Origin of the sequence: Streptomyces sp. MCA2 (genome assembly GCF_023544705.1) — a bacterium.
In the GTDB taxonomy this organism is placed as follows: Bacteria; Actinomycetota; Actinomycetes; order Streptomycetales; family Streptomycetaceae; genus Streptomyces; species Streptomyces decoyicus.
Genome location: NZ_JAMJFM010000032.1, coordinates 36,248 through 61,769 on the forward strand (window position 1 = coordinate 36,248; position 25,522 = coordinate 61,769).

Genomic DNA, 25,522 nt, shown 5'->3' on the forward strand with positions numbered 1-25,522 from the left:
TGCTTACTGCGGCAGGTTGCGCGCCATCACGATCCGCTGGACCTGGTTGGTGCCCTCGTAGATCTGCGTGATCTTGGCGTCCCGCATCATCCGCTCGACCGGGTAGTCACGGGTGTAGCCGTAGCCGCCGAGCAGCTGGACGGCGTCCGTGGTGATCTCCATGGCGGCGTCCGAGGCGTAGCACTTGGCCGCGGCGCCGAAGAACGTGAGGTCCTCGCCCTTGCCGCCGGCGGAGATCCGCTCGGACCTGGCCGCCGCGGCGTAGGTGAGCTGCCGGGCCGCCTCCACCTTCATGGCCATGTCGGCGAGCATGAACTGAACGCCCTGGAAGTCACCGATCGGCTTGCCGAACTGCTTGCGCTCCTGGACGTAACCCTTCGCGTAGTCCAGGGCGCCCTGGGCGATGCCGAGAGCCTGGGCCGCGATGGTGATGCGGGTGTGGTCCAGGGTCTTCATGGCGGTGGCAAAACCGGTGCCCTCCGCGCCGATCATGCGGTCGGCGGGGATCCGGACGTTGTCGAGGTAGACCTCGCGGGTCGGGGAGCCCTTGATGCCGAGCTTCTTCTCCGGGGCGCCGAAGGAGACGCCCTCGTCGCCCTTCTCGACGACGAAGGCCGAGATGCCCTTGGAGCGCTTCTCCGGGTCGGTGACGGCCATCACCGTGTAGTACTCGCTGACGCCGGCGTTGGTGATCCAGCGCTTGACGCCGTTGAGGATGTAGTGGTCGCCGTCGCGGACGGCCTTGGTCTTCATGCCCGCCGCGTCGGAACCGGCGTCCGGCTCGCTCAGGCAGTACGAGAACATCCCGTCACCCTTGGCCAGCGGGCCCAGGTACTTCGCCTTCAGCTCCTCGGAGCCGGAGAGGATCACCGGCAGCGATCCGAGCTTGTTGACCGCCGGTATGAGGGAGGACGACGCGCAGACGCGGGCGACCTCCTCGATGACGATGACGGTCGCCAGCGCATCGGCGCCGGCACCGCCGTAGGCCTCCGGTACATGGACGGCGTGCAGGTCGTTGGCGACCAGCGCGTCGAGCGCCTCCTGGGGGAAGCGGGCCTCCTCGTCCACCGCGGCGGCGAACGGCGCGATTTTCGCCTCGGCGAGCGAGCGCACCGACTCGCGGAGCATGTCGTGCTCCTCGGACGGCCGGTACAGATCGAAATCAGCGGTTCCCGCCACGCTTTCTCACTCCCCTGTGAGCTGTCGGCAGTGCTAACTACCGTTAAGTAACCCTTTACCTCTCCGGATTCTAGGGGCCTGACCGGGCCTGCGGATACGTGAGGTTGCCGACAGTTACAGAGCTGCCCGCCACGGCCCGGCGGAGGCCCTACCGGGCCCGACTATGCTCGGTCAGCGCCGTTTTCCTTAAGCCCCATGACCCGACCACCCCGCAACCCCGGCGCTCCGCGCCGCCTCCCCTCTTTTTGGAGCATCCATGGCCCTCAAGATCACCGTGATCGGCACCGGCTACCTCGGCGCGACCCACGCCGCGGCCATGGCCGAGCTGGGGTTCGAGGTGCTGGGGCTGGACGTGGTCCCCGAGAAGATCGAGATGCTTCAGCGGGGCGAGGTCCCGATGTACGAGCCCGGCCTGGAGGAGCTGCTGCGCCGCCATGTCGACGGGATCGAGGGCTCGACCGGCCGGCTGCGCTTCACCACCTCCTACGAGGAGGCCGGGGCCTTCGGCGATGTCCACTTCGTCTGTGTGAACACTCCGCAGAAGCACGGCGAGTACGCCTGTGACATGTCGTACGTGGAGAACGCCTTCGACTCGCTGGCGCCGCATCTGACCCGGCCCGCGCTGGTGGTCGGCAAGTCGACGGTGCCGGTCGGCAGCGCGGCCCGGCTCGCCGAGCGGCTGGCCGCGGCCGCCCCGGCGGGCGCCGCCGCCGAGCTGGCCTGGAACCCGGAGTTCCTGCGCGAGGGGTTCGCCGTCAAGGACACCCTGCACCCGGACCGGATCGTCGTGGGCGTGGCCGGTGAGCGGGCCGAGGAGCTGCTGCGCGAGGTGTATGCCGCCCCGATCGCCGAGGGCTCGCCGTTCATCGTCATGGACTACCCGACGTCCGAGCTGGTGAAGACCTCCGCCAACTCCTTCCTGGCCACGAAGATCTCCTTCATCAACGCCATGGCGGAGGTCTGCGAGGCGGCCGACGGCGATGTGGTGAAGCTGGCCGAGGCCATCGGGCACGACGACCGGATCGGCAAGAAGTTCCTGCGGGCCGGTATCGGCTTCGGCGGCGGTTGCCTCCCCAAGGACCTGCGGGCGTTCATGGCGCGCGCCGGTGAGCTGGGCGCCGACCAGGCGCTGACGTTCCTGCGCGAGATCGACTCGATCAACATGCGGCGCCGCGGTCACATGGTCGAGCTGACCCGGGACGCGGTCGGCGGCGGCTTCCTCGGCAAGCGGGTCGCCGTTCTGGGGGCGACCTTCAAGCCGGACTCGGACGACGTCCGGGACTCCCCCGCGCTCAATGTCGCCGGTCAGATCCACCTCCAGGGCGGCCAGGTGACGGTGTACGACCCCAAGGGCATGGAGAACGCCCGGCGGCTCTTCCCGACGCTGGCGTACGCGGACAGCGCGCTGGAGGCGGTGCGCGGCGCGGACGTGGTGCTGCATCTGACGGAGTGGCGCGAGTTCCGCGAGCTGGACCCGGCCGCGTTGGGCGACGTCGTCGCCGAACGCCGCATCCTCGACGGCCGCAATGCCCTCGACCCCGAACTGTGGCGCAAGGCGGGCTGGACGTACCGGGCGCTGGGGCGCCCTCGGGCCTAGTTCCCACGTACCCGGCTTTCCCTCCGCGGGCGTTTGTCGCCGTTGCGCCTGCGGCGGGCGTGGGTTTGTCGGGTGCGGTGACGGCCCTCCGGACTCCGTCCTGCGGTCCGTCCCCTCCCGTGGGTGGGTGGTGAGGTGAGTGGGGGCGCGCGTTTCCTTTCCGGTGTCCCTGTGCGACGTCCACTGGGCGCGCCTGAGCGTCTGCCTGCACCCCCACCGGTCTCCTCCCACCCCCAACGGGAGGGGCCGGACCGCAGGACGGAGTCCGGAGGGGCGGTCCCGCAGCCGAACAGCCCAGCGCAGCGGCAACGGCCCGCCGCAGGCGCAACGGCGGGAAAGCCGAAGACGTGGGGCAGCGGCAAAAGCGCAGCTATCGTGACGCCATGAGCCTCATCACACTCGGTGTCGTCGCACTGGACTGTCCCGACCCCCGGGCACTCGCGGACTTCTACGCGGAGATGCTCGGCCGGCGGGTCGAAGCCGGAGGGGACGACGAATGGGTCGAGGTCGCCGGGCCGGACGGCCGGGCCCTCGCGTTCCAGCGGGTGGCGGACTACCGGCCGCCGCAGTGGCCCGGCCAGGACGTGCCGCAGCAGCTGCACCTCGACTTCGACGTACCGCGAGCGAAGATCGACGAGGCCGAGCGCACGATCGTCGCGCTGGGTGCCAAGCTCGTCCAGCACGACGACGGCCAGCGCGACTGGCGGGTCTATCTCGACCCGGCCGGGCACCCGTTCTGCCTCTGTCTGAGGTGAGGGCCCCGGCCCGGTGCGTCAGCCGTCCAGCTGCTCGATCGTCGCGTGGGACGGGCCGCGCCGCTGCTGCTCGGCGCGTGCCACGTCCTCGGCGGCGCGCAGCGTGCGGACGGCGTTCTGCCAGGTGAGCTTGGCCAGGTCGGCCTCGGACCACTTGCGGTCCAGCAGCTCGGCGATCAGGTTCGGGTAGCCGGCGACATCGGCCAGATCGGCCGGGGTGAAGGCGGTGCCGTCGAAGTCGCCGCCGATCCCGATGTGGTCGACACCGGCGACCTCGCGCATGTGGTCGAGGTGATCGGCGACGGTGGCCGCGGTGGCCATCGGGCGGGGGTGCGCGGCTTCGAAGTCCCGCTGGACCCGCATGCCCGCCTCGGTGGTGTCGAGGTGGTGCAGACCGTGGGCCCGCATGTTCTCGTCGGCGCGCAGCGTCCACTCGACGGCCGCGGGCAGCACGAACTTCGGCACGAAGGTGGCCATCGCGACACCGCCGTTGGCGGGCAGCTGCGCCAGCACGTCGTCGGGGATGTTGCGCGGGTGGTCGCAGACGGCCCGCGCGGAGGAGTGCGAGAAGATCACCGGCGCGGTGCTGACGCGCAGTGCGTCGCGCATGGTGTCGGCCGAGACGTGCGAGAGGTCGACCAGCATCCCGCAGCGGTTCATCTCACGGACGACCTCCTCGCCGAAGGCCGACAGCCCCTGGTGGCGCGGCTCGTCGGTCGCGGAGTCCGCCCAGTCGAGGGTGTCGTTGTGGGTGAGCGTCATATAGCGCACGCCCAGCCGGTGCAGCGCGCGCAGGGTGGCCAGCGAGTTGTGGATGGAGTGGCCGCCCTCGGCGCCCATGAGGGACGCGATCCGGCTCTCGTCCCGGGCCGCCTCCATGTCGTCGGCGGTGAACGCGAGGCGCAGCGCCTCGGGGTGGCGGGCGACCAGCTCCCGCACCACATCGATCTGTTCGAGGGTCGCGCTGACGGCCTTGTCGCCCGCGTAGTCGGCGCGTACGTACACCGACCAGAACTGCGCGCCGACGCCGCCGTCCCGCAGCCGCGGCAGGTCGGTGTGGAGGTGCGCGGACTGGTCGGCGGCGATGTCGCGCCGGTCGAGGTCGTAGCGGACCTGCTCGCGCAGCGCCCAGGGCAGGTCGTTGTGGCCGTCGACGACGGGCCAGCGGGCGAGCAGATCCCGGGCGGCGTCCAGGGAGGAGCTCACTTGCCGCCCCCGAAGCCGAAGCCGGCCGGGGAGGCGACCTTGTTGCGCAGCCGCTTGCCCTTCTCGGTGGCCTGGTCGTTCAGCTCCTGCTGGAACTCCCGCATCCGGGCGAGGAGTTCGGGGTCCTGGGTGGCGAGGATCCGGGCGGCCAGCAGCCCGGCGTTACGGGCTCCGCCGACGGAGACGGTGGCGACCGGCACCCCGGCCGGCATCTGCACGATGGAGAGGAGGGAGTCCATGCCGTCCAGGTACTTGAGCGGGACCGGGACGCCGATGACCGGGAGCGGGGTGACCGAGGCGAGCATCCCGGGGAGGTGGGCCGCGCCCCCGGCGCCCGCGATGATCGCCTTCAGGCCGCGCCCGTCCGCCTCCTCGCCGTACGCGATCATCTCGCGCGGCATGCGGTGCGCCGAGACGACATCGACCTCGTAGGGGATCTCGAACTCGGCGAGGGCCTGGGCGGCGGCCTCCATGACGGGCCAGTCGGAGTCGGAGCCCATGACGATGCCGACCACGGGGGACGGGTCGGCGGGGGTCGCGTCGGCGGTCGTTGCGCTGGACGTCATTCGGTGATCGTTCCTCGCAGGTAGCCGGCGGCGTGCGCGGCGCGCTCGCGCACATCCGCCAGATCGTCGCCGTAGGTGTTGACGTGGCCGACCTTACGGCCGGGCTTCACATCCTTGCCGTACATATGGATCTTCAGCTGCGGGTCCCGTGCCATGCAATGGAGGTACGCGTAATACATGTCGGGGTAGTCGCCGCCGAGGACATTGGCCATGACCGTCCAGCGGGCGCGCGGGCGCGGATCGCCGAGCGGGAGGTCGAGCACGGCACGGACGTGGTTGGCGAACTGCGAGGTGATCGCGCCGTCCTGGGTCCAGTGGCCGGAGTTGTGCGGGCGCATGGCGAGCTCGTTGACCAGGATGCGGCCGTCGGCGGTCTCGAAGAGCTCGACGGCCAGATGACCGACGACGTCCAGCTCCTGGGCGATGCGCAGCGCCAGCTCCTGGGCCTGGCCCGCCAGCTCCGGGTCGAGGCCGGGTGCCGGCGCGATCACGGTGTCGCAGACGCCGTCGACCTGGATGGACTCCACGACCGGGTAGGCGACGGCCTGGCCGTGCGGGGAGCGGACGATGTTGGCGGCCAGTTCGCGGGCGAAATCGACCTTTTCCTCCGCGAGGACGGGCACCCCGGCGCGGAACGGCTCGGCGGCCTCCTTGGAGGATCGCACGACCCACACGCCCTTGCCGTCATAGCCGCCGCGGACGGTCTTGAGGATCACGGGGAAGCCCGCACCCTCCGCCGCGAACCGCTCGACATCGGCGGGATCGGACACGATGCGGTGCCGCGGGCAGGGCACGCCGATCGCGTCCAGCTTCGCCCGCATCACCCCCTTGTCCTGGGCGTGCACCAGCGCATCCGGACCGGGCCGTACGGGGATCCCGTCGGCCTCCAGTGCCCGCAAATGCTCGGTGGGAACATGCTCGTGATCGAAGGTGATCACATCGCAGCCACGGGCGAAGGAACGCAGCGTGTCCAGATCGCGGTAGTCGCCAATGACGACATCACCGACCACCTGAGCCGCCGAATCCTGCGGGGTGTCGCTGAGGAGCTTGAATTTGATGCCGAGGGGGATACCCGCCTCGTGGGTCATACGGGCGAGCTGACCGCCGCCGACCATGCCGACTACCGGGAACGTCACGCCCCCAGGGTATCCGTACGCCACCGCCGACCCCGACGCGGGCTTGGATGATCCTCTGAGTGCGCACGTTCGAAGATCGTCGGCGCAAGATCGAAAGCGGCGGTTACTCTCGGGTTCCGGGGCGGAACCGGTGCCCGGACGCGGGCCCGGTAAAGGGGAGGCCGGATGGCGAACAGTGGCATATCGAGGGGCTCCAGGACGCTGGTGATCGCCGTCGCGATCGCCGCGCTGCTGATCGCCCTGTACTCCGTTTTCAGCCAGTTATCGGCGCCCAAGGTCTATGACGCGGACGACACCGAGATCACGGTCTCCGCCGGCGACCGCTTCAGCGTGAAGGTCGCCGACGACCCCGCCGACGGCTATCGCTGGATCATCGCCGAGCCCCGCCCCGACCCCTCGCTCCTCAAGGCCGCCGGCGAGCGCGTGGTCACCGCCGGCCGGCCCCCGACCGGCTCCGGCACCGCCCGCTACCTCTCCTTCGAGGCCGTCCGCCCGGGCCGTACGGACTTACGGCTGCTGCGCTGCCGGCGCTGCGGCACCGGCGCGGCCGACGAGAAGGGCGCCCGCAGCCTCAACTTCCGTGTCACCGTCGGCTGATCGGCGGTCACTGTCGGCTGACCCGTTCGGACCGCGAGGCCTTGCGCACGGACCGGACAGATGGCAGGCACGGCTCCCCACCCCTGGTTAGCATGAGGGAGCGGACCAGGATGACGGCCGCGGACACCGCCCACGACGGGAGCTGAACGATCACCATGAGTGAACGGAGCGCGCTGCGGTCGAGGCTGGAGGCGCTGGTTCGCGAAGTGGCGAAGTTCGGCGCGGTCGGCGGCGCGGGTGTCGTGGTCAACTTCGCGGTGTTCAACCTCGTGCGGCATCTGACCGAGGTACCCGTCGTCCGGGCCAGCATCATCGCGACGGTCGTGGCGACCGGCACCAACTATCTCGGCTACCGCTACTTCACCTACCGTGACCGCGACAAGCAGGGCCGGACGAAGGAGCTGACGCTCTTCCTGCTGTTCAGCGCGATCGGCCTGGTGATCGAGAACGGACTGCTCTACGTCGCGACGTACGGGTTCCACTGGGACAGCCCGCTCCAGAGCAACGTCTTCAAGTTCCTCGGCATCGGCGTCGCCACGCTCTTCCGCTTCTGGTCCTACCGCACCTGGGTCTTCCGTGCGCTGCCCGCGCGGGAGGCCGTCGAGACCGCCGAGTCCTTCCTCACCGACCGCTCACCGCGCCCGCGCAGCGCCTCCCGGAAGTAGCCGGGGCACGCCGGGTCCCGCAGGACGCACCGGCCCCCGCGGGCTCACTCGTCGACGGAATCGGCTTCCCGGGCCAGGAACAGCGCAAAGATCGGCGGATGCTGCTGGAGCAGCTCCAGCCGCCCGCCGTCCGCCTCCGCCAGATCGCGGGCGACGGCCAGCCCGAGCCCGGTGGAGTTCCGGCCGGACACCGTCCGCTCGAAGACCCGCGAGCCGAGGTCCGGCGGGACCCCCGGACCGGCATCGGTGACCTCGACGACCGCCTGGTTGCCGGTGACGCGGGTACGCAGCGCGACCGTCCCGTCGCCGTGCATCAGCGAGTTCTCGATGAGGGTGGCCAGCACCTGGGCGACCGCGCCCGGAGTGCCGACGGCCCGCAGCCCCTTCTTGCCGGAGCGCACGATGGCCCGCCCCGCACTGCGGTAGGCCGGCCGCCACTCCTCGATCTGCTGCTTGACCACCTCGTCGAGGTCGAAGGCGACCGCGGAGCCGCTGCGCGGGTCCCGGGAATTGGTCAGCAGCCGCTGGACGACATCCGTCAGCCGCTCCACCTGCGCCAGCGCGATGGTGGCCTCTTCCTTCACGGTGTCCGGATCGTCGGTGAGGGTGATCTCCTCCAGCCGCATGGACAGCGCCGTCAGCGGCGTCCGCAGCTGGTGGGAGGCGTCCGCGGCCAGCCGCCGCTCGGCGGTCAGCATCCGCGCGATCCGCTCGGCACTGGCGTCCAGCACATCGGCGACCCGGTCCAGCTCCTGGACGCCGTAGCGGCGGTGGCGCGGGCGGGGGTCGCCGGAGCCGAGCCGCTCGGCGGTCTCGGCGAGGTCGGTGAGCGGCGCGGTCAGCCGGCGTCCCTGGCGGACGGCCAGGATGACGGCCGCAATGATCGCCAGCAGCGCCACGGCCAGAATGACCAGCAGCGTCCGGCCGATCTCCGCACTGACCATGGAGCGGGACGCCTTGACCGTGACGGACTCGCCGCGGTCGCCGCGCACCTGCGACTGGATGACGTCGCCCGTGGGCCGCTTGCCGATCTCGATCGGCTCCTTGCCGGGCACCTTGATCTGCGCGTACCGCTTGGCGGTGATCTGCTCGGAGAGGATGTCCGGGGTGATCTTCTCGCCGCTGCCCAGCCGGCTCTCCACTATCCCGACCAACCGGACCGCCTCGGACGCCACACTCTCCTGGGCGCCGGCCTGGATGGTGCGGGTCTCGACGATGACGAGCGAGACGCCGAAAACGGCGATCACGACGAGCACCACGGCGAGCGTGGAGTTGATCAGGCGACGGCGCACGGGCCCCTAGCTCTTCTCGAAGCGGAAGCCGACTCCGCGGACGGTGGCGATGTAGCGGGGGTTGGCGGCGTCGTCCCCGAGCTTCTTGCGCAGCCAGGAGATGTGCATGTCGAGCGTCTTCGTGGAGGACCACCACGTGGTGTCCCAGACCTCGCGCATCAGCTGGTCGCGGGTGACGACCCGGCCGGCGTCGCGCACCAGGACCCGCAGCAGGTCGAACTCCTTGGCCGTGAGCTGGAGTTCCTCGTCCCCCATCCATGCGCGGTGCGACTCGACGTCGATCCGTACGCCGTGGGTGGCGGGCGGCTGCTGGGGCTCGGCGGTGGAGCCGCGGCGCAGCAGCGCCCGTACGCGGGCGAGGAGTTCGGCGAGCCGGAAGGGCTTGGTGACGTAGTCATCGGCGCCGGCGTCCAGGCCGACGACGGTGTCCACCTCGTCGGCGCGGGCGGTCAGCACCAGAATGGGGAAGGAGTGGCCTTCGTTGCGCAGCCGGCGGGCGACCTCCAGGCCGTCCATACCGGGCAGCCCCAGGTCCAGGACGACGAGGTCGATATTGCCCTGGAGACCGGCGTCGAGCGCCGTCGGGCCGTCCTCGCGCACCTCGACTTCGTAACCCTCGCGGCGCAGTGCGCGGGCGAGCGGCTCCGAGATGGACGCGTCATCCTCGGCGAGCAGTACACGGGTCATGGCCCGATGGTAGTCCGATGCATCCGGGCCGAGGGGCGGACCAGCGCGGATGGCCGACGACGGACCGTTCCTGCACCCTGAGCTGCACAAGCGTCGGCGCGCGCGAGAGCGCGCGGTCGCACGGAGGGGCGCCTGTAGTTCCCCGTTGCAGTGTGAGCGTTGTCTCACGCTGCCCAACGGCGGTGCGACGAGACGTATGGTGGCAGGACGTCCATCGCTCAACCTTCGGGACCTTTGACGCTCAACTGACGTCAACGGTCCCTCGTTGTGTACAGGGCTGGAATCACCAGTCCCGCTACGCAGTGATCGACATGTCGACCGGTTCCACCGCGCTTGTAGCACGGGGGGCGTGGATCCCGGTGTACGACCGTCCTGCCGACCCCCCGCGGGGAGCCGAACCTCCCGGACGTGGGGGCGGGCGGAGTTACGCCGGTACCGGTCACTCCCCCCCACCCGGGCGCGTACGGCGTGCGAACGCGTCCCGTAGCAGCAAGGAAGCATCCATGGCGTCCAGCCTGACGAAGGACGCGGCCCAGCAGGGGAACCCTGTGGACGGCGGCAAGACCTTCTTCGGCCACCCCCGCGGACTGGCCACGCTCTTCATGACCGAGATGTGGGAGCGCTTCAGCTTCTACGGCATGAAGGCTCTTCTCCCGCTGTACCTGATCGCGCCCGGCGGCATGCATATGCAGGCCACCACGGCCACGGCGATCTACTCCGTCTACATGGCGATGGTCTATCTGCTCGCCATGCCGGGCGGCTGGGTGGCCGACCGCTTCTGGGGGCCGCGCAAGACGGTCGCCATCGGCGCGGGTGTCGTCATCGCCGGCCACATCACGCTCGCCCTGCCCACCGCGGCGACCTTCTTCGGCGGTCTCGTGCTGGTCGCGCTCGGCTCCGGCCTGCTGAAGGCGAACATCTCCACGATGGTCGGCCACCTCTACAACGGCCCGGAGGATCCGCGCCGTGACGGTGGCTTCACGCTCTTCTACATCGGCATCAACCTCGGCGCGTTCCTGGCCCCGCTGAGCATCGGCACTGTCGGCGAGTCCGTCAACTGGCACTTCGGGTTCACGCTCGCCGCCGTCGGCATGGCACTCGGCCTGGTCCAGTTCCTGCTCGGCACCCGCCACCTGAGCGCGGAGAGCAGCGTCGTCGCCCAGCCCGCGACGCCCGAGGAGAAGGCGTCCGTGCTGCGCAAGGGCCTGATCTGGCTGATCGTCGCGGCCGTGTTCTACACCCTGCTCGGCGTGACCGGTAACTTCGCCGACTGGGCGCTGATGCCGATCACCATCGCCGGCCTGGTCATCCCGATCGCCGTCCTGGTCCGCATGAAGCGCGACAAGGAGCTCACGGACCTCGAACAGTCCAAGCTCTCGGGCTACGTCTGGTTCTTCGTGGTCGCCGCCGTCTTCTGGATGATCTACGACCAGAACGGCTCGACCCTGTCGATCTTCGGCGAGCACTCCACGACGAACAACCTGCTGGGATTCCACTTCCCGACGTCGTGGTACCAGTCGCTGAACCCGGTCTTCATCATGGCGCTCGCCCCGCTGGTCGCCTCGGCGTGGCTGTGGCTGAACAAGCGCGGCAAGGAGCCCAGCACCGCCGTCAAGTTCGCGTCCAGCCTCACCCTGATCGGCATCTCCTTCGTCGTCTTCCTCATGCCGCTCTTCGCCACCGCCGGCGACGGCGGCAAGGTGAGCCCGCTGTGGCTGGTGTCGATCTACTTCATCCAGACCGTCGGTGAGCTGTGCCTCTCCCCGGTCGGCCTGTCGGTCACCACGAAGATGGCGCCCGCCAAGTACAGCTCCCAGATGATGGGTGTCTGGTTCCTCGCGGTCACCGCGGGTGACTCCGTGTCAGGTCTGCTGACGTCGCCGCAGCTGAACATCGACCTGAACACCTCGGGTGCGGTCACCGTCGAGGCCGCCTTCGCGGTCGTCGCCGGAGTCGGCATCTGGATGTACCGCAAGCGGATCAAGGAGCTGATGGGCAGCGTCAACTGACGTCTGCCGGCCCCGGACAACGAAAGGGGGCGTCGCACCGCCGGGTGCGACGCCCCCTTCGTGCGTCCCGTGGACGTGCCGCGTCAGCGGACCCGTGCCCGGTGGCGCGGGAGGAACGTGAAGACCGCGCCGCCCAGCAGGATGACCGTCCCGGCGAGGAGGCCGAGCGCGGTCAGCGCGCCGTGGTCACTCGCACCGGTCTCGGCGAGGCCGCCGCTGCTGCCGCCCGACACACTGGCCGGTCCCGCCGCGCTGCCGCCGGAGGCCGCCGCGCCGCCCGTCGTACCGCCGGAGGTGCCGCCCTGCTGCGCCGAGGTGTCCAGGGCGAGCGAGACTCCCGGGTCCTTCTCCGGGGTGCAGGTGGTGGTCGTCCCGAGGGCGTTGACGGTGAGCACGCCCGGGGTGAGCGTGGCCTTGCCGGTGGCACCCGGCTTGTAGGTGCCCTTCAGGTCGGGGATCGCGATCGGCTGGCCCGACTTGATCGGCTCGGCGTTCGTCGGACCCTCGACCTTCACCGATCCCTTGTCCGCGCCGCCGACCTTGACGTCCATCGACGGCTTGACCGAGTCCTTGGGGATGTCCGCCGGACTGTCCATGACGGACTTCGCGAACTTCACCGTCAGGTCGTAACTGCCGCCCTTCTTCACGGCGTTGATCTGGACCGGGGAGGTCGCCTTCTTGTCCCCGATGGGCGTCTTGCAGGCGTACGGGACCTGCACCTGCTTGCCCTGGTACGCGGTGCCGTCGGGGTCGCCGCCGGAACCGCCGGTGGTCGTACCGCCGGACGGGCCGGCGCTCGTGCCGCCGTCAGTGCCGCCGCTAGTGGTGCCGCTGGTCGTTCCCGACGTGGTCCCGCCGGTCGTCCCGGTGGTGGTGCCGCCGGATGTCCCGGTAGTGGTGCCGGTGGTGGTCCCGCTGGTCGTCCCGGTAGTGGTGCCGGTCGTCGTCCCGCTCGTGGTGCCGCCGGAACTGCCCCCGCCGTCGGTCACCTTGATGGTGACCGCGGGCTGCACGGTCTCCTTGGGGGAGCACTTGGTGTCCGTGGAGATCGGCTTGTTGACGTTGATGTTGTAGAAGCCGGGCGCCAGGGTGACCTCACCCGGTTTGTCCAGCTTCAGCTTGCCCTTCATGTCGGACAGCTTCATCGCACCGCCCTTGGGGATCGGCGGGTTCTGGCGCGGTCCCTGCATCGCCAGATCGCCGGTCTGCGCGCCGGCCACCTTGATCGTGCCGGTCGGCTGGACGGTGTTCTCCCCCAGATCGAGGATGTCGGGGTTCTTGGAGGCCCCCTCGACGGTCTTCCAGACCACCTCGATCTCGTCGCCGACCTTCGCGGTCGCGGGGGCGCTGACCGCCACCTTCGTGGTGCCCTGGATCGGCGGCAGCCCCGATATCGGTGGCGGCAGACACTCCGTCTTGTACGCCACCTCCGCTGCCTGGGCGGTCCCGGCCGCTGCCACGATGCCCGCACCCGCGAGCACCAGCGCGGCCGCCGAGGCCACCGCAGCTCTCCTCCGTTGCCTCATCACGCTGAACCTTTCGACGTCGGTCGTTCGGTTGATGTGGTGGTGGACGGTGCGGTGTCCGGGGTGAACCACGGCAGCGCGGCGGAGTCGCCCGGCGTACCGGGGCCGTCCGTGGAGCTCTCGCCCGCGGTTCGGTTTCTGATGCGTGATCCGGTGCCGGCCGCGCGGGGCGGCCGGCCGGCGGCGCGGGTGCCTGCGGCCGGGTGCGTACGTCCTGCCGTGTGCCTGCGGGTCCCGCCCGCCCGGCGCGGGCGCACCCGGTCCACGAGGGCCATCCCGATGCGGAACACCGCCGTCGGGACCACCACACAGAGCAGCACCCAGAAGAGCGTCACGCCCCAGGGCCTGCCGACCCCCCAGGGCTGCTCGGCCAGCACCTTGCCGCCGTATTTGAGGGAGACCAGATAGTCCCCGTGCGCGCCGGCCGGCAGTTCGACCGGCAGCCTGACCTCGGCCTTCTTTCCGGCGGGTACGGTCCCCCGCCACTGCTGCTCCTCCCATTTCGGCGCGAAGACCCCGTGCGAGGTGCCGACCTGGAAGACCGGGTCCCGGGCCGGTGCCGAGCCGAGATTGCCGACCGTGAGGGTCAACTCGCGCTGTGCGGGGGCACCGAACCAGGTCAGCAGGCCGCTGCTGCCGGCCAGCCGCGGCTGGGCGAGCACCGTCAGCCGGCCGCCGGTGCCCTCCTGGGGCAGCGGGGCCACCGGGTGGCCGGCCACCTTGAACGCGGCATCGGCGTCGGCGGCCTCACCGGTCACGGTCGCCACATGCACCACACAGGGGCAGGGCTTGGGCGGCTCGGCGACCGGAAGTCTCTTGTGGAACGCGCCGTGCGCGTCGGTGGTGACCGCCCGCCCGTCGCCGTTGGCACAGGCGTTGGTGCCGCCGATCATGTTCTGTCCGCAGATCAGCAGCGTGAGCAGCGCCTTGGGCCGCCAGCCGCGACCGGTCACGGTGAGGCTGCCGCCTTTGCCGGCTTCCTTCTGGGACAGGTGGACGGTGGGCCTGCCCTCGGCCGCCGGGGCGTACGGGGCGGCAGACACCGCGACGGCGCCCGTAAGCGGGACCGAAGCGAGCGCCGCGCACAACGCGAGCACGGCCACCACCCGCCGCCGCACACGACGCCCGGCGCGGGCCGACGGTCCGGCCACCCCGCCCGACCTGCCCGCCCTCGTCGCCGTACCCGCTCCCGCTCCCGTCCCCGCCCCCGTCTCGTCGTTCACGATCGCGCTCCTGATCCGGTGCTCGCCAACTGCTCCGCCGCGTCCGGCCTTCCGTCCTCGCACGGCGGCGCCTCATCGGCCGCGGTCCGCGCGGTGTCCGCGCCCGGCACCCCACGCACGGCCTGGGCACCGCGTCGCCGGCGGACGACCGCCAGGCCGCCCGCGCCCGCCGCCAGGAGGAGCACCGGTCCGGCCACGACGCCCCAGGGGGCAGCGGTGTACGTGGCGGTGGCGGCCCCGTGGGCACCGCCGCCCGCCGTCACCGTGAGCCGCACGTCCACCCGGTCCAGATCGGGCGGATCGGGCCATTTCTCCGTCAGATCGATGGCCTGGCCGGGCCGTAGTCCGACCGGAAGGGTGCGGGCGGCCCGGCGCAGCACCGGGCCGAAGAGCCCGTCGGCGCGGACCGCGAGCCGCGGCGCGAGCACCGTGTTGCCGCGGTTGACCAGCGTGTACCGGATGGCCGCCGTACGGCCCCGCCCGCTCACCGACACGTCCTCGACGGTCAGCGCGGACAACGTCGGCCCGGTCACCCGCAGATGGACCGCTACGGCGTCCCGTCCGCCCGCGCCGCCCCCCTTGCCCCCGCCGGTCGCGATCAGCTCTCCGGAGTGGTCGCCGGGGGCCGCGCCCCGCGGCACGGTCACCGTGAACGGAACGCTCGCCCGGGTGCGCGGCGGCACCTTCACCTCCGTCGAGGCGAGCCTGAGCCACGAGCCGGGCACGGAGCTGCGCAGCCGTACGGTGACGGCACGGCCGGTGGGGTTGCTCAGGGACAGCCGGTCGTTCATGACGGTGCCCGGCGCGCCCGCCAGGTAGAAGTACGGGCGGTCCACTGCCCGCGGCTCGGCGCCGTCGCCGGGCGCGGGCGCCGCGGACCAGCCCGGCGGTGCCGGCGCGGCGGCCGGCCGGGCCACGGCCGCGGCGGGGCACAGCAGCACGGCGGCGGTGGCGAGGATCGCACCGCTGACCGCTGTGCGGGTACGGAACGGCATCGGCGGCTCCTGGTGCAGGCGGGTACCTCCCCGTGCCGGCCGGGCAAGGGGTCGGGCGGGGTACGGGGGTGCGCTCCGCGGGTCCTGGCGCCCCGCGCGGAGCGTCACACCCGCTGGTGGCGGCGGGTCAGCCAGAGCGCACCGGCCGCACCGGCCAGCAGCACGGTGCCGCCGAGGGTGCCCAGCGCGATCGCGGAGTCCGCGGGTCCGGTCTGCGGCAGCTGCCCGCCGGAGGAACCGCCGCCCGCGGCGGAACCCGCGCTTCCGGACGCGCCGCCCGAGCCGCCGGATCCCTTCACGTCGAGGGTCAGCGAGGGCTTGGGGTTGTTGCTCGGGGTGCAGGTGGTGGTGGTGCCCAGCGCCTTGATGGTGAGCGTGGCGGCCGTGAAGGTGACCTTGCCGCTGCCCTTGGGCGTGTACGTACCGCTCAAGTCACTGATCTTGATGGGGGTGTTGGCCGGTATCGCCTTGTCGTTCGGCGGCCCGGCAACCGGCACCGTACCGCTCTCCGCACCGCCCAGCTTGATCAGCGCGCTCGGCTTCATGGCGCCCTTGCCCAGCTCGACGGGGCTGGAGGAGACGCCCTTCTGGAAGGACATGACGAGCTTGTACGCACCACCGGCGGCGGTGCTCTTGATGTCGATGGGCGAGACCGCACCCTTGTTGCCGATCGGCGTTTTGCACTGGTAGTTGACGTCGACGACCTCGGCGTGGGCAGTCGGCGCGGCGAGCATCACCGCGGATCCCGCCGCCATCGCCACGGCCGCGGCGAGGCCGGCCGTCCGCCCCGGGCGCCTGCCGTGCTGTTCGTAGAAGCGGGCCACCTCGGATTCCCCTTCTCCCGGTGAGCGCGCCGCCGGATGTTACTGACGGCACATCAGATTGGCCGCTCAAGGTACGCCGGGGACCTTGCCGAGGGAAGGCAATGCACAGCCCCGATCGGCCCGGGGCCCGCACGGCGGGGAAATCCGGCCGTGTACGCGGCGGCCCGAGGGTGCCGTACGACAGGGCCCGCACACGACGAAGCGCGGGCCCACAGGCCCGCGCCCAGCTCTTCTCCGACCCCTCCGCCCGCCCTTCAGGACGGCGCGGCGAGCTCCGCCCAGACGGTCTTGCCCGTGCCGTCGGGGTGACGCACCACGCCCCAGTCCAGGCACAGGCGCTGCACGATGAACATGCCGTGACCGCCGGGGCGGCCCGGACGGTGCGGGCTGCGCGGCGCCGGCGAGCCCGCACCGAGGTCGCTGACCTCCAGGCGCAGCACTTTGGAGGTGCAGCGCAGCCGCAGCTCCTCGGGCCCTTCGGCATGCAGACAGGCGTTGGTGACCAGTTCCGAGACGACGAGCAGCACATCCTCGGCCGCGGCACGACGGTCGGCACTGGCGGCCGGCAGCCAGCCCCAGTCGTGCAGGGCCTGCCGGGCGAAGTCACGGCCACGCGCCACGGCACCACGGGTGCCCGCCAGGCGCAGCCGGCGGATCTGGCCCACCGGGGTGGCGGCAGCCGGGGCGGCGGAAGCGCTCGCGCCGCCCGACTCCGGGCCGAGATCGCCCGGCGGGTACGGCCGGGTGGTGCTCATCAGCGCTTCACCTCACCGATTCGCCTGTTCACGGAAAACAGATACTGACTGATTCAACGGATTCAGATGTCTCCTGCCCGACCGGACGGTGAGAACACCCACTTCTTGGGTACGGAAGTTGTGACACGGACTACGTGCCCGGAATGCAACGTTCCGGACACCGTCGCCATGTCACTCGGCCAGGGCCGCGTCGAGAGAGTCGTGCACCGTGAAGACCGCCTCCGCGCCCGTGATCTCGAAGACGCGGGCGACCACCGGCTGCATCCCGGCCAAATGAACTCCGCCCCCCTCGGCCTCCGCCTTCAGGCGCGCGCCGAGCAACACATTGAGGCCGGTGGAGTCCATGAACTCAAGGGGTGAGCAGTCCACCACCAGGCGTGCATATCCGTCGTCCACGCAGCCCTCGAGTGACTCACGCAACAGGTCTGCGGTGTGGTGATCCAACTCACCCGAAACCGTCACGACCGCGCTGGCGCCGTGATGGCGGATCTCGACATGAAGCCGGCCCCGGCTTGCACTGCCGACCGTCCCGCGGTCCATGCGCGCGCACCCCTCTTGCTGTCTAGACAACTGTTTGCTTACGACTGCGCTCAGCGAACCCTACGCCCTCCTGACGCCTCTCGGTAGCCGAACAATCCGCATATTGCTCAATATACGGACAACACGCACTTGCCATCTTCAGGCAAAGCCAGGTAGGCGTAGAAGCACACATTCGAAACGGCCGGCTTTGGAGGCGCCGCACACCGCAGCTTCACGTAGAGGCATCGGCAGCCATATGCCGAGAACGATGGAGGAGACCATGTCACCCCGGCTCGACGAACTGCGCACCGACGACACCCGGCAGCCCGCATCGTCGACACCCCCGTCCGACCCGACCGGGCACATCCCTTCCCAGTCGCTGCCCGCCGAATCAGATCTGGCGGAAATGACTGAGATCGAGGCGCTGCCCGAGATCCCGCCGTTCGACGAGGTGGGCCCGGTGGACGCGAGGGCTCTGTCCAAGACCCTCTTCGAGCGGCTCGAAACGCTCGAGGAAGGCACCCACGAATTCGCGTACGTCCGCAACACTCTGGTCGAGCTCAACCTCGCGCTGGTGAAGTTCGCGGCCTCCCGGTTCCGCTCCCGCAGCGAGCCCATGGAGGACATCGTCCAGGTCGGCACGATCGGCCTGATCAAGGCGATCGACCGCTTCGAGATCAGCCGTGGCGTCGAGTTCCCGACGTTTGCGATGCCGACCATCGTCGGCGAGATCAAGCGCTTCTTCCGTGACACCAGCTGGTCGGTGCGGGTACCGAGGCGCCTTCAGGAGCTGCGCCTGGACCTCGCCAAGGCCGGCGACGAGCTGGCGCAGAAGCTGGACCGCGCCCCCACCGTGCTCGAACTCGCCGAACGCCTCAGCATCACCCGTGACGAGGTCGTCGAGGGGATGGCCGCGAGCAACGCCTACACCGCGAGCTCGCTGGACGCCCAGCCCGAGGAGGACGACAGCGAAGGCGCGCTGGCGGACCGCATCGGCTACGAGGACCACGGCCTCGAGGGCATCGAGTACGTCGAATCGCTCAAGCCGCTGATCGCCGAACTCCCGCCGCGCGACCGCAAGATCCTCTCGCTGCGCTTCGTCGCCAACCTGACGCAGTCCGAGATCGGCGAGGAGCTGGGCATCTCCCAGATGCATGTCTCCCGTCTGCTCTCGCGCACTCTCGTGCGGCTCCGCAAGGGCCTGATGGTCGAGGAGTGAGGGACCGCGGTCCCTGCCGGCCCCCGTGGCCGGCAGCCGCCCGCGCAAATGAGGGCCTGCCCCGGGACTGCTCGGGACGGGCCCTCCTTTGCTGTGCCTGCGCATGCCGGGCCGGCGCAGTGCGCCCGCGCCCGGCTCCGTGAAGCCGGCGCGGACGTCACCCTGCGCGCGTGGCCGTCAGACGCGAACTCCCTTGTGCCACACGTCGGAGACGAGCGGGACGCCCGGCCGGTAGGCGAGGTGGACGTGCGAGGGCGCGTCCAAGAGGGCGAGGTCGGCGCGGGCGCCGGGGGCGATCCGGCCGACGTCCGTGCGGCGCAGGGCACGGGCGCCGCCCGCGGTCGCCGACCACACGGCCTCGTCGGGCGTCATCCCCATGTCGCGGACCGCCAGCGCGATGCAGAACCCCATGGAACTCGTGAAGGACGAGCCGGGGTTGCAGTCGGTGGACAGGGCGACGGTGGCGCCCGCGTCGAGCAGCGGACGGGCGTCGGGCCACTGGGCGCGGGTGGAGAACTCGGCGCCCGGCAGGAGCGTGGCGACGGTGTCGGAGTGCGCGAGGGCGTCGATGTCGGCCTGGCTGAGGTGGGTGCAGTGGTCGGCGGAGGCGGCACCGACCTCGACGGCGAGCTGGACGCCGGGGCCGTGGCCGAGCTGGTTGGCGTGCACCCGCGGCACCAGGCCCCTGGCCTTGCCCGCGGTGAGGACGGCGCGGGCCTGGTCGCCGTCGAAGGCGCCCTTCTCGCAGAAGACGTCGACCCAACGGGCGTGCGGGGCGCAGGCGTCCAGCATCGGGCCGGTGACCAGGTCGACGTAGCCGGCCGGGTCGTCGGCGTAGTCGGGCGAGACGATGTGCGCGCCGAGGAAGGTGACCTCGTCGGTGTGCTCGGCGGCGATGCGCAGCGCGCGGGCCTCGTCCTCGACGGTGAGTCCGTAGCCGGACTTGGTCTCCTGGGTGGTGGTGCCCTGGCGGAGCGCCTCCGCGAGATAGCGGGCGACGTTGGCGTGCAGCGCCTCGTCGGTGGCGGCGCGGGTGGCGGCGACGGTGGTGCGGATGCCGCCGGCGGAGTACGGGCGGCCGGACATCCGGGCGTTGAACTCCGCGGTGCGGTCACCGGCGAAGACCAGGTGGGAGTGGGAGTCGACGAAGCCGGGGAGGCCTGCCCGGCCGCCCGCGTCGACGGCGCTGTCGGTGGCAGGTGCTTTGCTGGAGGCACCGACCCAGGCGATGCGGTCGCCGTCGATGACGACCGCGGCGTCCTGGATCAGGCCGAGGGGGCCTTCACCGAGGGAGGGGTCGTTGGTGACGAGCTGGGAGATGTGGGTGATGGCGGTGGTGGTCGGCGTGGAAGTCGTCGTCATCGCGGGGGTGTTCTCCTTCAGCCGCGTACCGCGGCGATGGACTCGGCGAGGGCGGTGGGTACGTCGGGGACGAGGGTGTGCACACCGTCCCGGACGATCTGCCGGCCGCCGACGATGGTGTGCCGTACGTCCGCCGCGGAGGCGGCAAATACGGCCGTTTCGGCGGCCAGCCGGGGCAGTGGTCCGGCGGTGCGTACGGAGTCCAGTGCGATTGTGGTGAGGTCGGCGAGCGCGCCGGTCTCCAGGGCGCCGGCGTCGTCCCAGCCCAGGGCGGCGTGACCGTCGGCGGTCGCGGCGCGCAGCAGGGCGGCGGCCGTCCAGTGCCCGCGGGTGCGGGTGCGCAGCCGTTCGTCGAGCTCCATGGCGCGGGCCTCTTCGAGCAGGTCGATGACGGCGTGGCTGTCGCTGCCGAGGGACAGCGGGCTGCCGCGGCCCTGGAGCCGGGCGGCCGGGCCGATGCCGTCGGCGAGGTCGCGTTCGGTGGTGGGACACATGCACACGCCCGTGTGGGAGTCACCGAGCAGCTCGATGTCCTCGGTGGTGAGGTGGGTGGCGTGCACGGCCGTGGTGCGCCGGCCCAGCGCGCCGTGGTCGGCCAGCAGTTGTGCGGGGGTGCGGCCGTGGGCGTCGCGGCAGGCGTCGTTCTCGGCGGTCTGCTCCGAGAGGTGGACGTGCAGCGGTGCCTGCCGTTCGCGGGCCCAGTCCGCGACGGTGCCGAGCTGCCCGGCGGGGACGGCGCGTACGGAGTGGATGGCGGCGCCGATGCGGGCGTGGGCGCGCTCCTTGAGGGCGTCGGCGCGCTGGGCCCAGCGCTCGGCGGTGCCGTCGGAGAAGCGCAGCTGGTGGTGGTTGGGCGCGGCTCCGAAGCCGGCCGAGAGATAGGCGGTGTCGAGCAGGGTGATGCGGATACCGGCGTCTTCGGCGGCGGAGACCAGCGCCTCGCCCATGGCGTTGGGGTCGTCGTAGCGGGTGCCGCCCGGCGCGTGGTGGAGGTAGTGGAATTCGCCGACGCAGGTGATGCCGGCCAGCGCCATCTCGGCGTAGACGGCGCGGGCGAGGGCGTAATAGGTCTCGGGGGTGAGCCGGTCCGCGACGCTGTACATGACCTCGCGCCAGGTCCAGAAGGTGCCGGTGCCGACCTGGACCGTGCCGCGCAGGGCGCGGTGGAAGGCGTGCGAGTGGGCGTTGGCGAGGCCTGGGAGGGTCAGACCGCGCAGCGCGGTGGCGCCGGGCGGCGGGGTGTCCGCCCCGGTGCGGACGGCCGTGATCCGCCCGTCCGCGACGTCCAGGGTGACGCCCGGCTCGACGTGGGTGCCGAGCCAGGCGTGTTCGAGCCAGTACGTCGTCGGTGTTGCCTGCGTGGTCAGTGGCACGCCAGCCCTTCCAGTACGTCGGCGAGTGCGGTGACCCCGGCGGCGCAGTCGTCCTCCCCCGCCGCTTCGGCGGGCGAGTGCGACACCCCGGTGGGGTTGCGGACGAACAGCATCGCGGTGGGGACGGTTCCGGACAAAATACCGGCATCGTGCCCGGCGCCGGTGCCCAGGACGGGCACGGGCCGCTCCCCCGACTTGCCGAGGATCGCGCTCAGCTCGTCCCGCAGGGCGTGCTGGAACTCCACGACCGGGGTGAAGGATTCGCGGACCACGGTCAGGTCCACACCGTCGCGGGCGGCGCGCTCGGCGGCGGCCTGCTCGATCCCGGCGATCACGGTGTCCAGGGTGTCCTGGTCGGCGGCGCGGGAGTCCAGCCAACCGCGGACGAGCGAGGGGATGGCGTTGACCCCGTTCGGCTCCACGCTGATCTTCCCGAAGGTGGCCAGGGCGCCGGCCAGCCGGGCCTGCTCGCGGGCGGCGAGCACGGTCGCGGCGTAGCTGAGCATCGGGTCGCGGCGGTCGTCGAGGCGGGTGGTGCCGGCGTGGTTGGCCTCGCCGTGGAAGTCGAACCGCCAGCGGCCGTGCGGCCAGATGGCGGAGGCGATGCCGACCGGATCACCGGACAGGTCCAGGGCCCGGCCCTGCTCGACGTGGAGTTCGACGAACGCGCCGATCCTGGCGAGCCGTTCGGGGTCCGGGCCGATCGCCTCGGGGTCGTATCCGGCGCGCTCCATGGCCTGCGGGAGGGTGATGCCGTCGCCGTCGCGCAGCCGGTGCGCGGCCTCGGTGGTCAGCGCGCCGGCGGCGAGCCGGGAGCCGACGCAGGCCAGGCCGAAGCGGGCGCCTTCCTCGTCGCCGAAGTTGACGATCGCCAGCGGCTTGCCGAATTCCGCTCCCCTCCGGCGGAGTTCGTCCAGCGCGGCGAAGGAGGAGACGACACCCAGCGGGCCGTCGAAGGCGCCGCCGTCCGGTACGGAGTCCAGGTGCGAGCCGGTGACGACGGCGTCGCCGGGGGCCACGTCCTGGTAGCCGGTGGCCCCGAGCCAGGCCCACTGGTTGCCGTTGCGGTCCAGTTCGTAGGCGAGTCCACGGGCCTCGGCCTGGGAGCGGAACCACGCACGGCAGTCGGTGTCGGCGCCGGTCCAGGCGTAGCGGCGGTAGCCCCCGGAGGAGGAGTCGCGGCCGAGGGGCCGCAGCTCCTCCCACATCTCGTGGAACGAGGCGGTCACGCGCCCCCGCCTTCGCCCTCGCGCATCGGGATGCGGACACCGCGCTCGGCGGCCACCTCATCGGCGCGCTCGTAGCCCGCGTCGACATGCCGGATGACGCCCATGCCGGGGTCGTTGGTGAGCACCCTGCGGATCTTCTCGCCGGCCAGCGCCGTGCCGTCGGCGACGGTGACCTGTCCGGCGTGGATCGAGCGGCCCATGCCGACGCCGCCGCCGTGGTGCAGCGAGACCCAGGAGGCGCCGGAGGCGACGTTGACCATGGCGTTGAGCAGCGGCCAGTCGGCGATCGCGTCGGAGCCGTCCTTCATGGCCTCGGTCTCGCGGTAGGGCGAGGCGACGGAGCCGCAGTCGAGGTGGTCGCGGCCGATGGCCAGCGGGGCGCGCAGGGTGCCGTCGGCGACCATCTCGTTGAAGCGCTCACCGGCCTTGTCGCGTTCGCCGTAGCCGAGCCAGCAGATCCGGGCGGGCAGGCCCTGGAAGTGCACCCGCTCGCCGGCCAGCTTGATCCAGCGGGCCAGCGACTCGTTCTCCGGGAAGAGGTCGAGGATCGCCTTGTCGGTGGCGGCGATGTCCCGGGCGTCGCCGGACAGCGCGGCCCAGCGGAACGGTCCCTTGCCCTCGGCGAACAGTGGCCGGATATAGGCGGGGACGAAGCCGGGGAAGGCGAAGGCACGCTCATATCCGGCGAGTTGGGCCTCGCCGCGGATCGAGTTGCCGTAGTCGAAGACCTCGGCGCCGGCGTCCATGAAGCCGACCATGGCCTCGACGTGCCGGGCCATCGACTCGCGCGCCCGCTGGGTGAAGTCGGCGGGCTTTTCCGCCGCGTAGGCGGCCATGTCGTCGAAGTCGATGCCGACGGGCAGGTAGGCCAGCGGGTCGTGGGCGCTGGTCTGGTCGGTGACGATGTCGATCGGCGCGCCCTCGGCGAGCATCTGCGGCAGCAGCTCGGCGGCGTTGCCGAGCAGGCCGATGGAGAGCGGCTTGCGCTGGTCACGGGCCTCGACGGCGAGCTGGAGCGCGTGCTGGAGGCTGTCCGCCTTCACGTCCAGGTAGCGGTGCTCGATCCGGCGTTCGATGGCCCGCGGGTCGACATCGATGCAGATGGCGACGCCGTCGTTCATGGTGACGGCGAGCGGCTGGGCGCCGCCCATGCCGCCGAGGCCGGCGGTGAGCGTGATCGTCCCGGCCAGCGTGCCGTGGAACTTCTTGGCGGCGACGGCGGCGAAGGTCTCGTAGGTGCCCTGGAGGATGCCCTGGGTGCCGATGTAGATCCATGAACCGGCGGTCATCTGCCCGTACATGGTCAGGCCGAGGGCCTCCAGGCGGCGGAACTCCTCCCAGTTGGCCCAGTCGCCGACGAGGTTGGAGTTGGCGATGAGCACCCGCGGCGCCCATTCGTGCGTCTGCATCACGCCGACCGGCCGGCCGGACTGGACGAGCATCGTCTCGTCCTGCTTGAGCGTGGTGAGCGTGCGCACCATCGCGTCGAAGGAGCGCCAGTCACGGGCGGCCTTGCCCGTACCGCCGTAGACGACGAGCTGGTCCGGGTGTTCGGCCACCTCCGGATCGAGGTTGTTCTGCAACATGCGCAGCGCAGCTTCCTGCTGCCATCCCCGAGCACTGAGCTCCGTACCGCGCGGTGCCCGCACGGGTCGCGGTCCCGACATGGGCCGTGCCTCCCTGACGTCGAATGGATTGAGCTATTCACATATTGGAGCTGCTGAATACCTCTAGTCAACAGGATCCGGCGAGCCGCTCGCCGCGAACCGCACGAACCGGCCAGCGGGCCCCGGAACCGGCTCCGGAATCGGCTCCGGAATTTTTACTTGCCCACTGGGAAAGTCTGCGCTAACTTTCCTGGTAGGCAAGTCAACGGGGAACGTCTGGACCGCCTTGGGGAGGCGATGGCCATGAGCACATCGGTGGATGCCGAACAGGCCTGGCAGGATCTACAGCGCATTCGGGTACCGCAGGAGCGGGTGTACGACGAGATCGAGAGATGCGCCCATGGCGACGCCGGGGCGACGTACACCACGGCCGGAATCATGTGGGTGTTCCTCGCCGTATCGGGCCTCGATCTGCCCCGGTGGGCGTTCTGGCTGGTGCTGACCGCGTACGTCACCCTGCTCGGCTCGCTGGCCGTGATCTACAACCGCCGGACCCGGATGCGGCTGCACCGCTCGCGTCACAGCTGGCGGTCGTTCGCCACCTTCCTCGCGGGCATGGCGGTGACCGCCGTGACCATCCTGGTCTCCGGCGCACTGGTCGACTGGCTGGCGCTGCCGTTCGGCAGCCTGATCCAGGCCACCGTCTCGGCGGGCGCATTCCTCCTCTTCGTCGGCCCCGCGAACCGCTGGGCGGTCAGCTCGCTGCGCGACCGCGCTGCGAGAGCGAGCCTCAAGGAGACGCACCGATGAGCACCCCGAGCGGCTTCGACGAACTGATCCACCCCTCCACCCGGCTGTCCGTGGTGGCGCTGCTCGCCGCCACGGAATGGGCCGACTTCCCGTTCATCCGCGACAGCCTCTCGCTCAGCGACTCCGCGCTCTCCAAGCAGCTGCACACCCTGGAAGAGGCCGGCTATCTGGAGATCCGCAAGGAGGGCGGCGGCCGCAAACGGCGCACCAAAGTACGGCTGACGAGCCGCGGCCGCACCGCCTTCGAGGGGCATGTGGCCGCGCTCCGCGCCATCGTCGAGGGCGCGGGGCCCACGGCGGTGGCCGCACCGGCGACGGAGTCCGCCGCGGCGGCATCAGGGACAGGGCAACAGCAACAGCGCGCGGAGGCGGGCCGATGACGACCACCGGG

General features: G+C 71.2%; 24 protein-coding genes. 8 read left to right on the forward strand and 16 right to left on the reverse strand.

All coding sequences use genetic code 11. The annotated features are described in order from the left end of the window. Nucleotides 1-3: 3 nt before the first annotated feature. Nucleotides 4-1,179 carry an acyl-CoA dehydrogenase family protein gene (locus tag M8I34_RS24895; RefSeq protein ID WP_244414479.1) on the reverse strand — a complete coding sequence of 392 codons (1,176 nt, stop codon included), beginning with the start codon at nt 1,177-1,179 and terminating at the stop codon, nt 4-6. 256 nt (nt 1,180-1,435) lie between these two features. Here M8I34_RS24895 and M8I34_RS24900 point away from each other — a divergent pair, with 256 nt between their 5' ends. Both M8I34_RS24900 and M8I34_RS24905 read left to right on the forward strand, forming a co-directional pair. Beyond that, nucleotides 1,436-2,776, forward strand: coding sequence for a UDP-glucose/GDP-mannose dehydrogenase family protein (locus M8I34_RS24900; protein ID WP_244414478.1), 1,341 nt, complete (start codon nt 1,436-1,438; stop codon nt 2,774-2,776). 383 nt (nt 2,777-3,159) lie between these two features. Next, nucleotides 3,160-3,531, forward strand: a complete 372-nt coding sequence (locus M8I34_RS24905) for a VOC family protein (protein ID WP_250052630.1) — start codon at nt 3,160-3,162, stop codon at nt 3,529-3,531. Between the two features lie 18 nt (nt 3,532-3,549). Here M8I34_RS24905 and M8I34_RS24910 read toward each other — a convergent pair whose 3' ends face one another. The 3 genes from M8I34_RS24910 to M8I34_RS24920 are packed head-to-tail and all read right to left on the reverse strand — an operon-like array spanning nt 3,550 to nt 6,439. Continuing rightward, nucleotides 3,550-4,737, reverse strand: coding sequence for a dipeptidase (locus M8I34_RS24910; protein WP_250052639.1), 1,188 nt, complete (start codon nt 4,735-4,737; stop codon nt 3,550-3,552). Further along, on the reverse strand, nt 4,734-5,303 hold the full coding sequence (gene purE / locus M8I34_RS24915) for a 5-(carboxyamino)imidazole ribonucleotide mutase (protein WP_244414475.1): 570 nt from the start codon (nt 5,301-5,303) through the stop codon (nt 4,734-4,736). The genes M8I34_RS24910 and purE overlap by 4 nt, the downstream gene beginning before the upstream one ends. Then, on the reverse strand, nt 5,300-6,439 hold the full coding sequence (locus M8I34_RS24920; RefSeq protein ID WP_308372670.1) for a 5-(carboxyamino)imidazole ribonucleotide synthase: 1,140 nt from the start codon (nt 6,437-6,439) through the stop codon (nt 5,300-5,302). The genes purE and M8I34_RS24920 overlap by 4 nt, the downstream gene beginning before the upstream one ends. 165 nt (nt 6,440-6,604) lie before the next feature. On the opposite strand from M8I34_RS24920, the gene M8I34_RS24925 reads away from it, so the two are divergent. Together M8I34_RS24925 and M8I34_RS24930 are read left to right on the forward strand one after the other, a co-directional pair. Then, on the forward strand, nt 6,605-7,036 hold the full coding sequence (locus tag M8I34_RS24925) for a protease inhibitor I42 family protein (RefSeq protein WP_250052640.1): 432 nt from the start codon (nt 6,605-6,607) through the stop codon (nt 7,034-7,036). Between the two features lie 155 nt (nt 7,037-7,191). Next, the gene (locus M8I34_RS24930; protein WP_250052641.1) at nt 7,192-7,701 is read left to right on the forward strand and encodes a GtrA family protein; all 510 of its coding nucleotides are present in this window, start codon (nt 7,192-7,194) and stop codon (nt 7,699-7,701) included. Between the two features lie 44 nt (nt 7,702-7,745). Here M8I34_RS24930 and M8I34_RS24935 read toward each other — a convergent pair whose 3' ends face one another. Together M8I34_RS24935 and M8I34_RS24940 are read right to left on the reverse strand one after the other, a co-directional pair. Continuing rightward, a complete protein-coding gene (locus tag M8I34_RS24935) occupies nt 7,746-8,993 on the reverse strand; it encodes an ATP-binding protein (RefSeq protein ID WP_030989931.1) in 1,248 nt (415 codons plus the stop codon). A 6-nt stretch (nt 8,994-8,999) separates the two neighbouring features. Then, the gene (locus M8I34_RS24940; RefSeq protein WP_030086430.1) at nt 9,000-9,680 is read right to left on the reverse strand and encodes a response regulator transcription factor; all 681 of its coding nucleotides are present in this window, start codon (nt 9,678-9,680) and stop codon (nt 9,000-9,002) included. A gap of 503 nt (nt 9,681-10,183) precedes the next feature. Here M8I34_RS24940 and M8I34_RS24945 point away from each other — a divergent pair. After that, nucleotides 10,184-11,689, forward strand: coding sequence for a peptide MFS transporter (locus M8I34_RS24945; RefSeq protein ID WP_250052642.1), 1,506 nt, complete (start codon nt 10,184-10,186; stop codon nt 11,687-11,689). Nucleotides 11,690-11,772: 83 nt separating this feature from the next. On the opposite strand, the gene M8I34_RS24950 is transcribed toward M8I34_RS24945, so the two are convergent. From M8I34_RS24950 to M8I34_RS24975, 6 genes are all read right to left on the reverse strand, one after another. Beyond that, nucleotides 11,773-13,215, reverse strand: coding sequence for a hypothetical protein (locus tag M8I34_RS24950; RefSeq protein WP_250052643.1), 1,443 nt, complete (start codon nt 13,213-13,215; stop codon nt 11,773-11,775). Then, nucleotides 13,215-14,318 (reverse strand): hypothetical protein, encoded by a 1,104-nt coding sequence (locus M8I34_RS24955; protein WP_250052716.1) that lies wholly within the window; start codon nt 14,316-14,318, stop codon nt 13,215-13,217. Before M8I34_RS24955 ends, M8I34_RS24950 begins: the two co-directional genes overlap by 1 nt. 116 nt (nt 14,319-14,434) lie before the next feature. Then, nucleotides 14,435-15,433, reverse strand: coding sequence for a hypothetical protein (locus M8I34_RS24960; protein ID WP_250052644.1), 999 nt, complete (start codon nt 15,431-15,433; stop codon nt 14,435-14,437). Between the two features lie 104 nt (nt 15,434-15,537). Next, the gene (locus tag M8I34_RS24965) at nt 15,538-16,257 is read right to left on the reverse strand and encodes an LPXTG cell wall anchor domain-containing protein (protein ID WP_250052645.1); all 720 of its coding nucleotides are present in this window, start codon (nt 16,255-16,257) and stop codon (nt 15,538-15,540) included. 254 nt (nt 16,258-16,511) lie between these two features. Further along, nucleotides 16,512-17,012, reverse strand: coding sequence for an ATP-binding protein (locus tag M8I34_RS24970; RefSeq protein ID WP_244414468.1), 501 nt, complete (start codon nt 17,010-17,012; stop codon nt 16,512-16,514). Between the two features lie 171 nt (nt 17,013-17,183). After that, nucleotides 17,184-17,552: an STAS domain-containing protein gene (locus M8I34_RS24975; RefSeq protein WP_030086413.1), complete on the reverse strand. Its 369-nt coding sequence runs from the start codon at nt 17,550-17,552 to the stop codon at nt 17,184-17,186. 385 nt (nt 17,553-17,937) lie between these two features. On the opposite strand from M8I34_RS24975, the gene M8I34_RS24980 reads away from it, so the two are divergent. Then, entirely contained in the window at nt 17,938-18,750 is an 813-nt protein-coding gene (locus tag M8I34_RS24980; RefSeq protein WP_234341365.1) for an RNA polymerase sigma factor SigF, read from the forward strand. 177 nt (nt 18,751-18,927) lie between these two features. Here the strand turns inward: M8I34_RS24980 and hutI are convergent, their stop codons facing one another. Genes hutI through hutU form a run of 4 tightly spaced genes read right to left on the reverse strand, consistent with a single transcriptional unit; the run spans nt 18,928 to nt 24,381 of the window. Further along, nucleotides 18,928-20,112 (reverse strand): imidazolonepropionase, encoded by a 1,185-nt coding sequence (gene hutI, locus M8I34_RS24985; protein WP_250052646.1) that lies wholly within the window; start codon nt 20,110-20,112, stop codon nt 18,928-18,930. A gap of 17 nt (nt 20,113-20,129) precedes the next feature. After that, nucleotides 20,130-21,485, reverse strand: coding sequence for a formimidoylglutamate deiminase (locus tag M8I34_RS24990; RefSeq protein ID WP_244414466.1), 1,356 nt, complete (start codon nt 21,483-21,485; stop codon nt 20,130-20,132). Further along, nucleotides 21,476-22,693 carry an allantoate amidohydrolase gene (locus tag M8I34_RS24995; protein WP_284050781.1) on the reverse strand — a complete coding sequence of 406 codons (1,218 nt, stop codon included), beginning with the start codon at nt 22,691-22,693 and terminating at the stop codon, nt 21,476-21,478. The genes M8I34_RS24990 and M8I34_RS24995 overlap by 10 nt, the downstream gene beginning before the upstream one ends. A 17-nt stretch (nt 22,694-22,710) precedes the next feature. Beyond that, on the reverse strand, nt 22,711-24,381 hold the full coding sequence (gene hutU, locus M8I34_RS25000; protein WP_030989955.1) for a urocanate hydratase: 1,671 nt from the start codon (nt 24,379-24,381) through the stop codon (nt 22,711-22,713). Nucleotides 24,382-24,624: 243 nt separating this feature from the next. On the opposite strand from hutU, the gene M8I34_RS25005 reads away from it, so the two are divergent. Both M8I34_RS25005 and M8I34_RS25010 read left to right on the forward strand, forming a co-directional pair. After that, a complete protein-coding gene (locus tag M8I34_RS25005) occupies nt 24,625-25,131 on the forward strand; it encodes a hypothetical protein (RefSeq protein ID WP_244414465.1) in 507 nt (168 codons plus the stop codon). Then, nucleotides 25,128-25,511: a transcriptional regulator gene (locus M8I34_RS25010; protein WP_250052649.1), complete on the forward strand. Its 384-nt coding sequence runs from the start codon at nt 25,128-25,130 to the stop codon at nt 25,509-25,511. The genes M8I34_RS25005 and M8I34_RS25010 overlap by 4 nt, the downstream gene beginning before the upstream one ends. The last annotated feature ends 11 nt before the right edge of the window (nt 25,512-25,522 follow it).

Excerpts from the sequence above, each read along its gene's own strand:
- M8I34_RS24900 (WP_244414478.1), top strand. The coding sequence starts at position 1,436 with ATGGCCCTCAAGATCACCGTGATCGGCACCGGCTACCTCGGCGCGACC.
- M8I34_RS24905 (WP_250052630.1), top strand. The coding sequence starts at position 3,160 with ATGAGCCTCATCACACTCGGTGTCGTCGCACTGGACTGTCCCGACCCC.
- purE (WP_244414475.1), bottom strand. The coding sequence starts at position 5,303 with ATGACGTCCAGCGCAACGACCGCCGACGCGACCCCCGCCGACCCGTCC.
- M8I34_RS24925 (WP_250052640.1), top strand. The coding sequence starts at position 6,605 with ATGGCGAACAGTGGCATATCGAGGGGCTCCAGGACGCTGGTGATCGCC.
- M8I34_RS24930 (WP_250052641.1), top strand. The coding sequence starts at position 7,192 with ATGAGTGAACGGAGCGCGCTGCGGTCGAGGCTGGAGGCGCTGGTTCGC.
- M8I34_RS24940 (WP_030086430.1), bottom strand. The coding sequence starts at position 9,680 with ATGACCCGTGTACTGCTCGCCGAGGATGACGCGTCCATCTCGGAGCCG.
- M8I34_RS24945 (WP_250052642.1), top strand. The coding sequence starts at position 10,184 with ATGGCGTCCAGCCTGACGAAGGACGCGGCCCAGCAGGGGAACCCTGTG.
- M8I34_RS24950 (WP_250052643.1), bottom strand. The coding sequence starts at position 13,215 with ATGAGGCAACGGAGGAGAGCTGCGGTGGCCTCGGCGGCCGCGCTGGTG.
- M8I34_RS24960 (WP_250052644.1), bottom strand. The coding sequence starts at position 15,433 with ATGCCGTTCCGTACCCGCACAGCGGTCAGCGGTGCGATCCTCGCCACC.
- M8I34_RS24970 (WP_244414468.1), bottom strand. The coding sequence starts at position 17,012 with ATGAGCACCACCCGGCCGTACCCGCCGGGCGATCTCGGCCCGGAGTCG.
- M8I34_RS24975 (WP_030086413.1), bottom strand. The coding sequence starts at position 17,552 with ATGGACCGCGGGACGGTCGGCAGTGCAAGCCGGGGCCGGCTTCATGTC.
- M8I34_RS24980 (WP_234341365.1), top strand. The coding sequence starts at position 17,938 with ATGACTGAGATCGAGGCGCTGCCCGAGATCCCGCCGTTCGACGAGGTG.
- hutI (WP_250052646.1), bottom strand. The coding sequence starts at position 20,112 with ATGACGACGACTTCCACGCCGACCACCACCGCCATCACCCACATCTCC.
- M8I34_RS24995 (WP_284050781.1), bottom strand. The coding sequence starts at position 22,693 with ATGTGGGAGGAGCTGCGGCCCCTCGGCCGCGACTCCTCCTCCGGGGGC.
- hutU (WP_030989955.1), bottom strand. The coding sequence starts at position 24,381 with ATGTCGGGACCGCGACCCGTGCGGGCACCGCGCGGTACGGAGCTCAGT.
- M8I34_RS25005 (WP_244414465.1), top strand. The coding sequence starts at position 24,625 with ATGAGCACATCGGTGGATGCCGAACAGGCCTGGCAGGATCTACAGCGC.
- M8I34_RS25010 (WP_250052649.1), top strand. The coding sequence starts at position 25,128 with ATGAGCACCCCGAGCGGCTTCGACGAACTGATCCACCCCTCCACCCGG.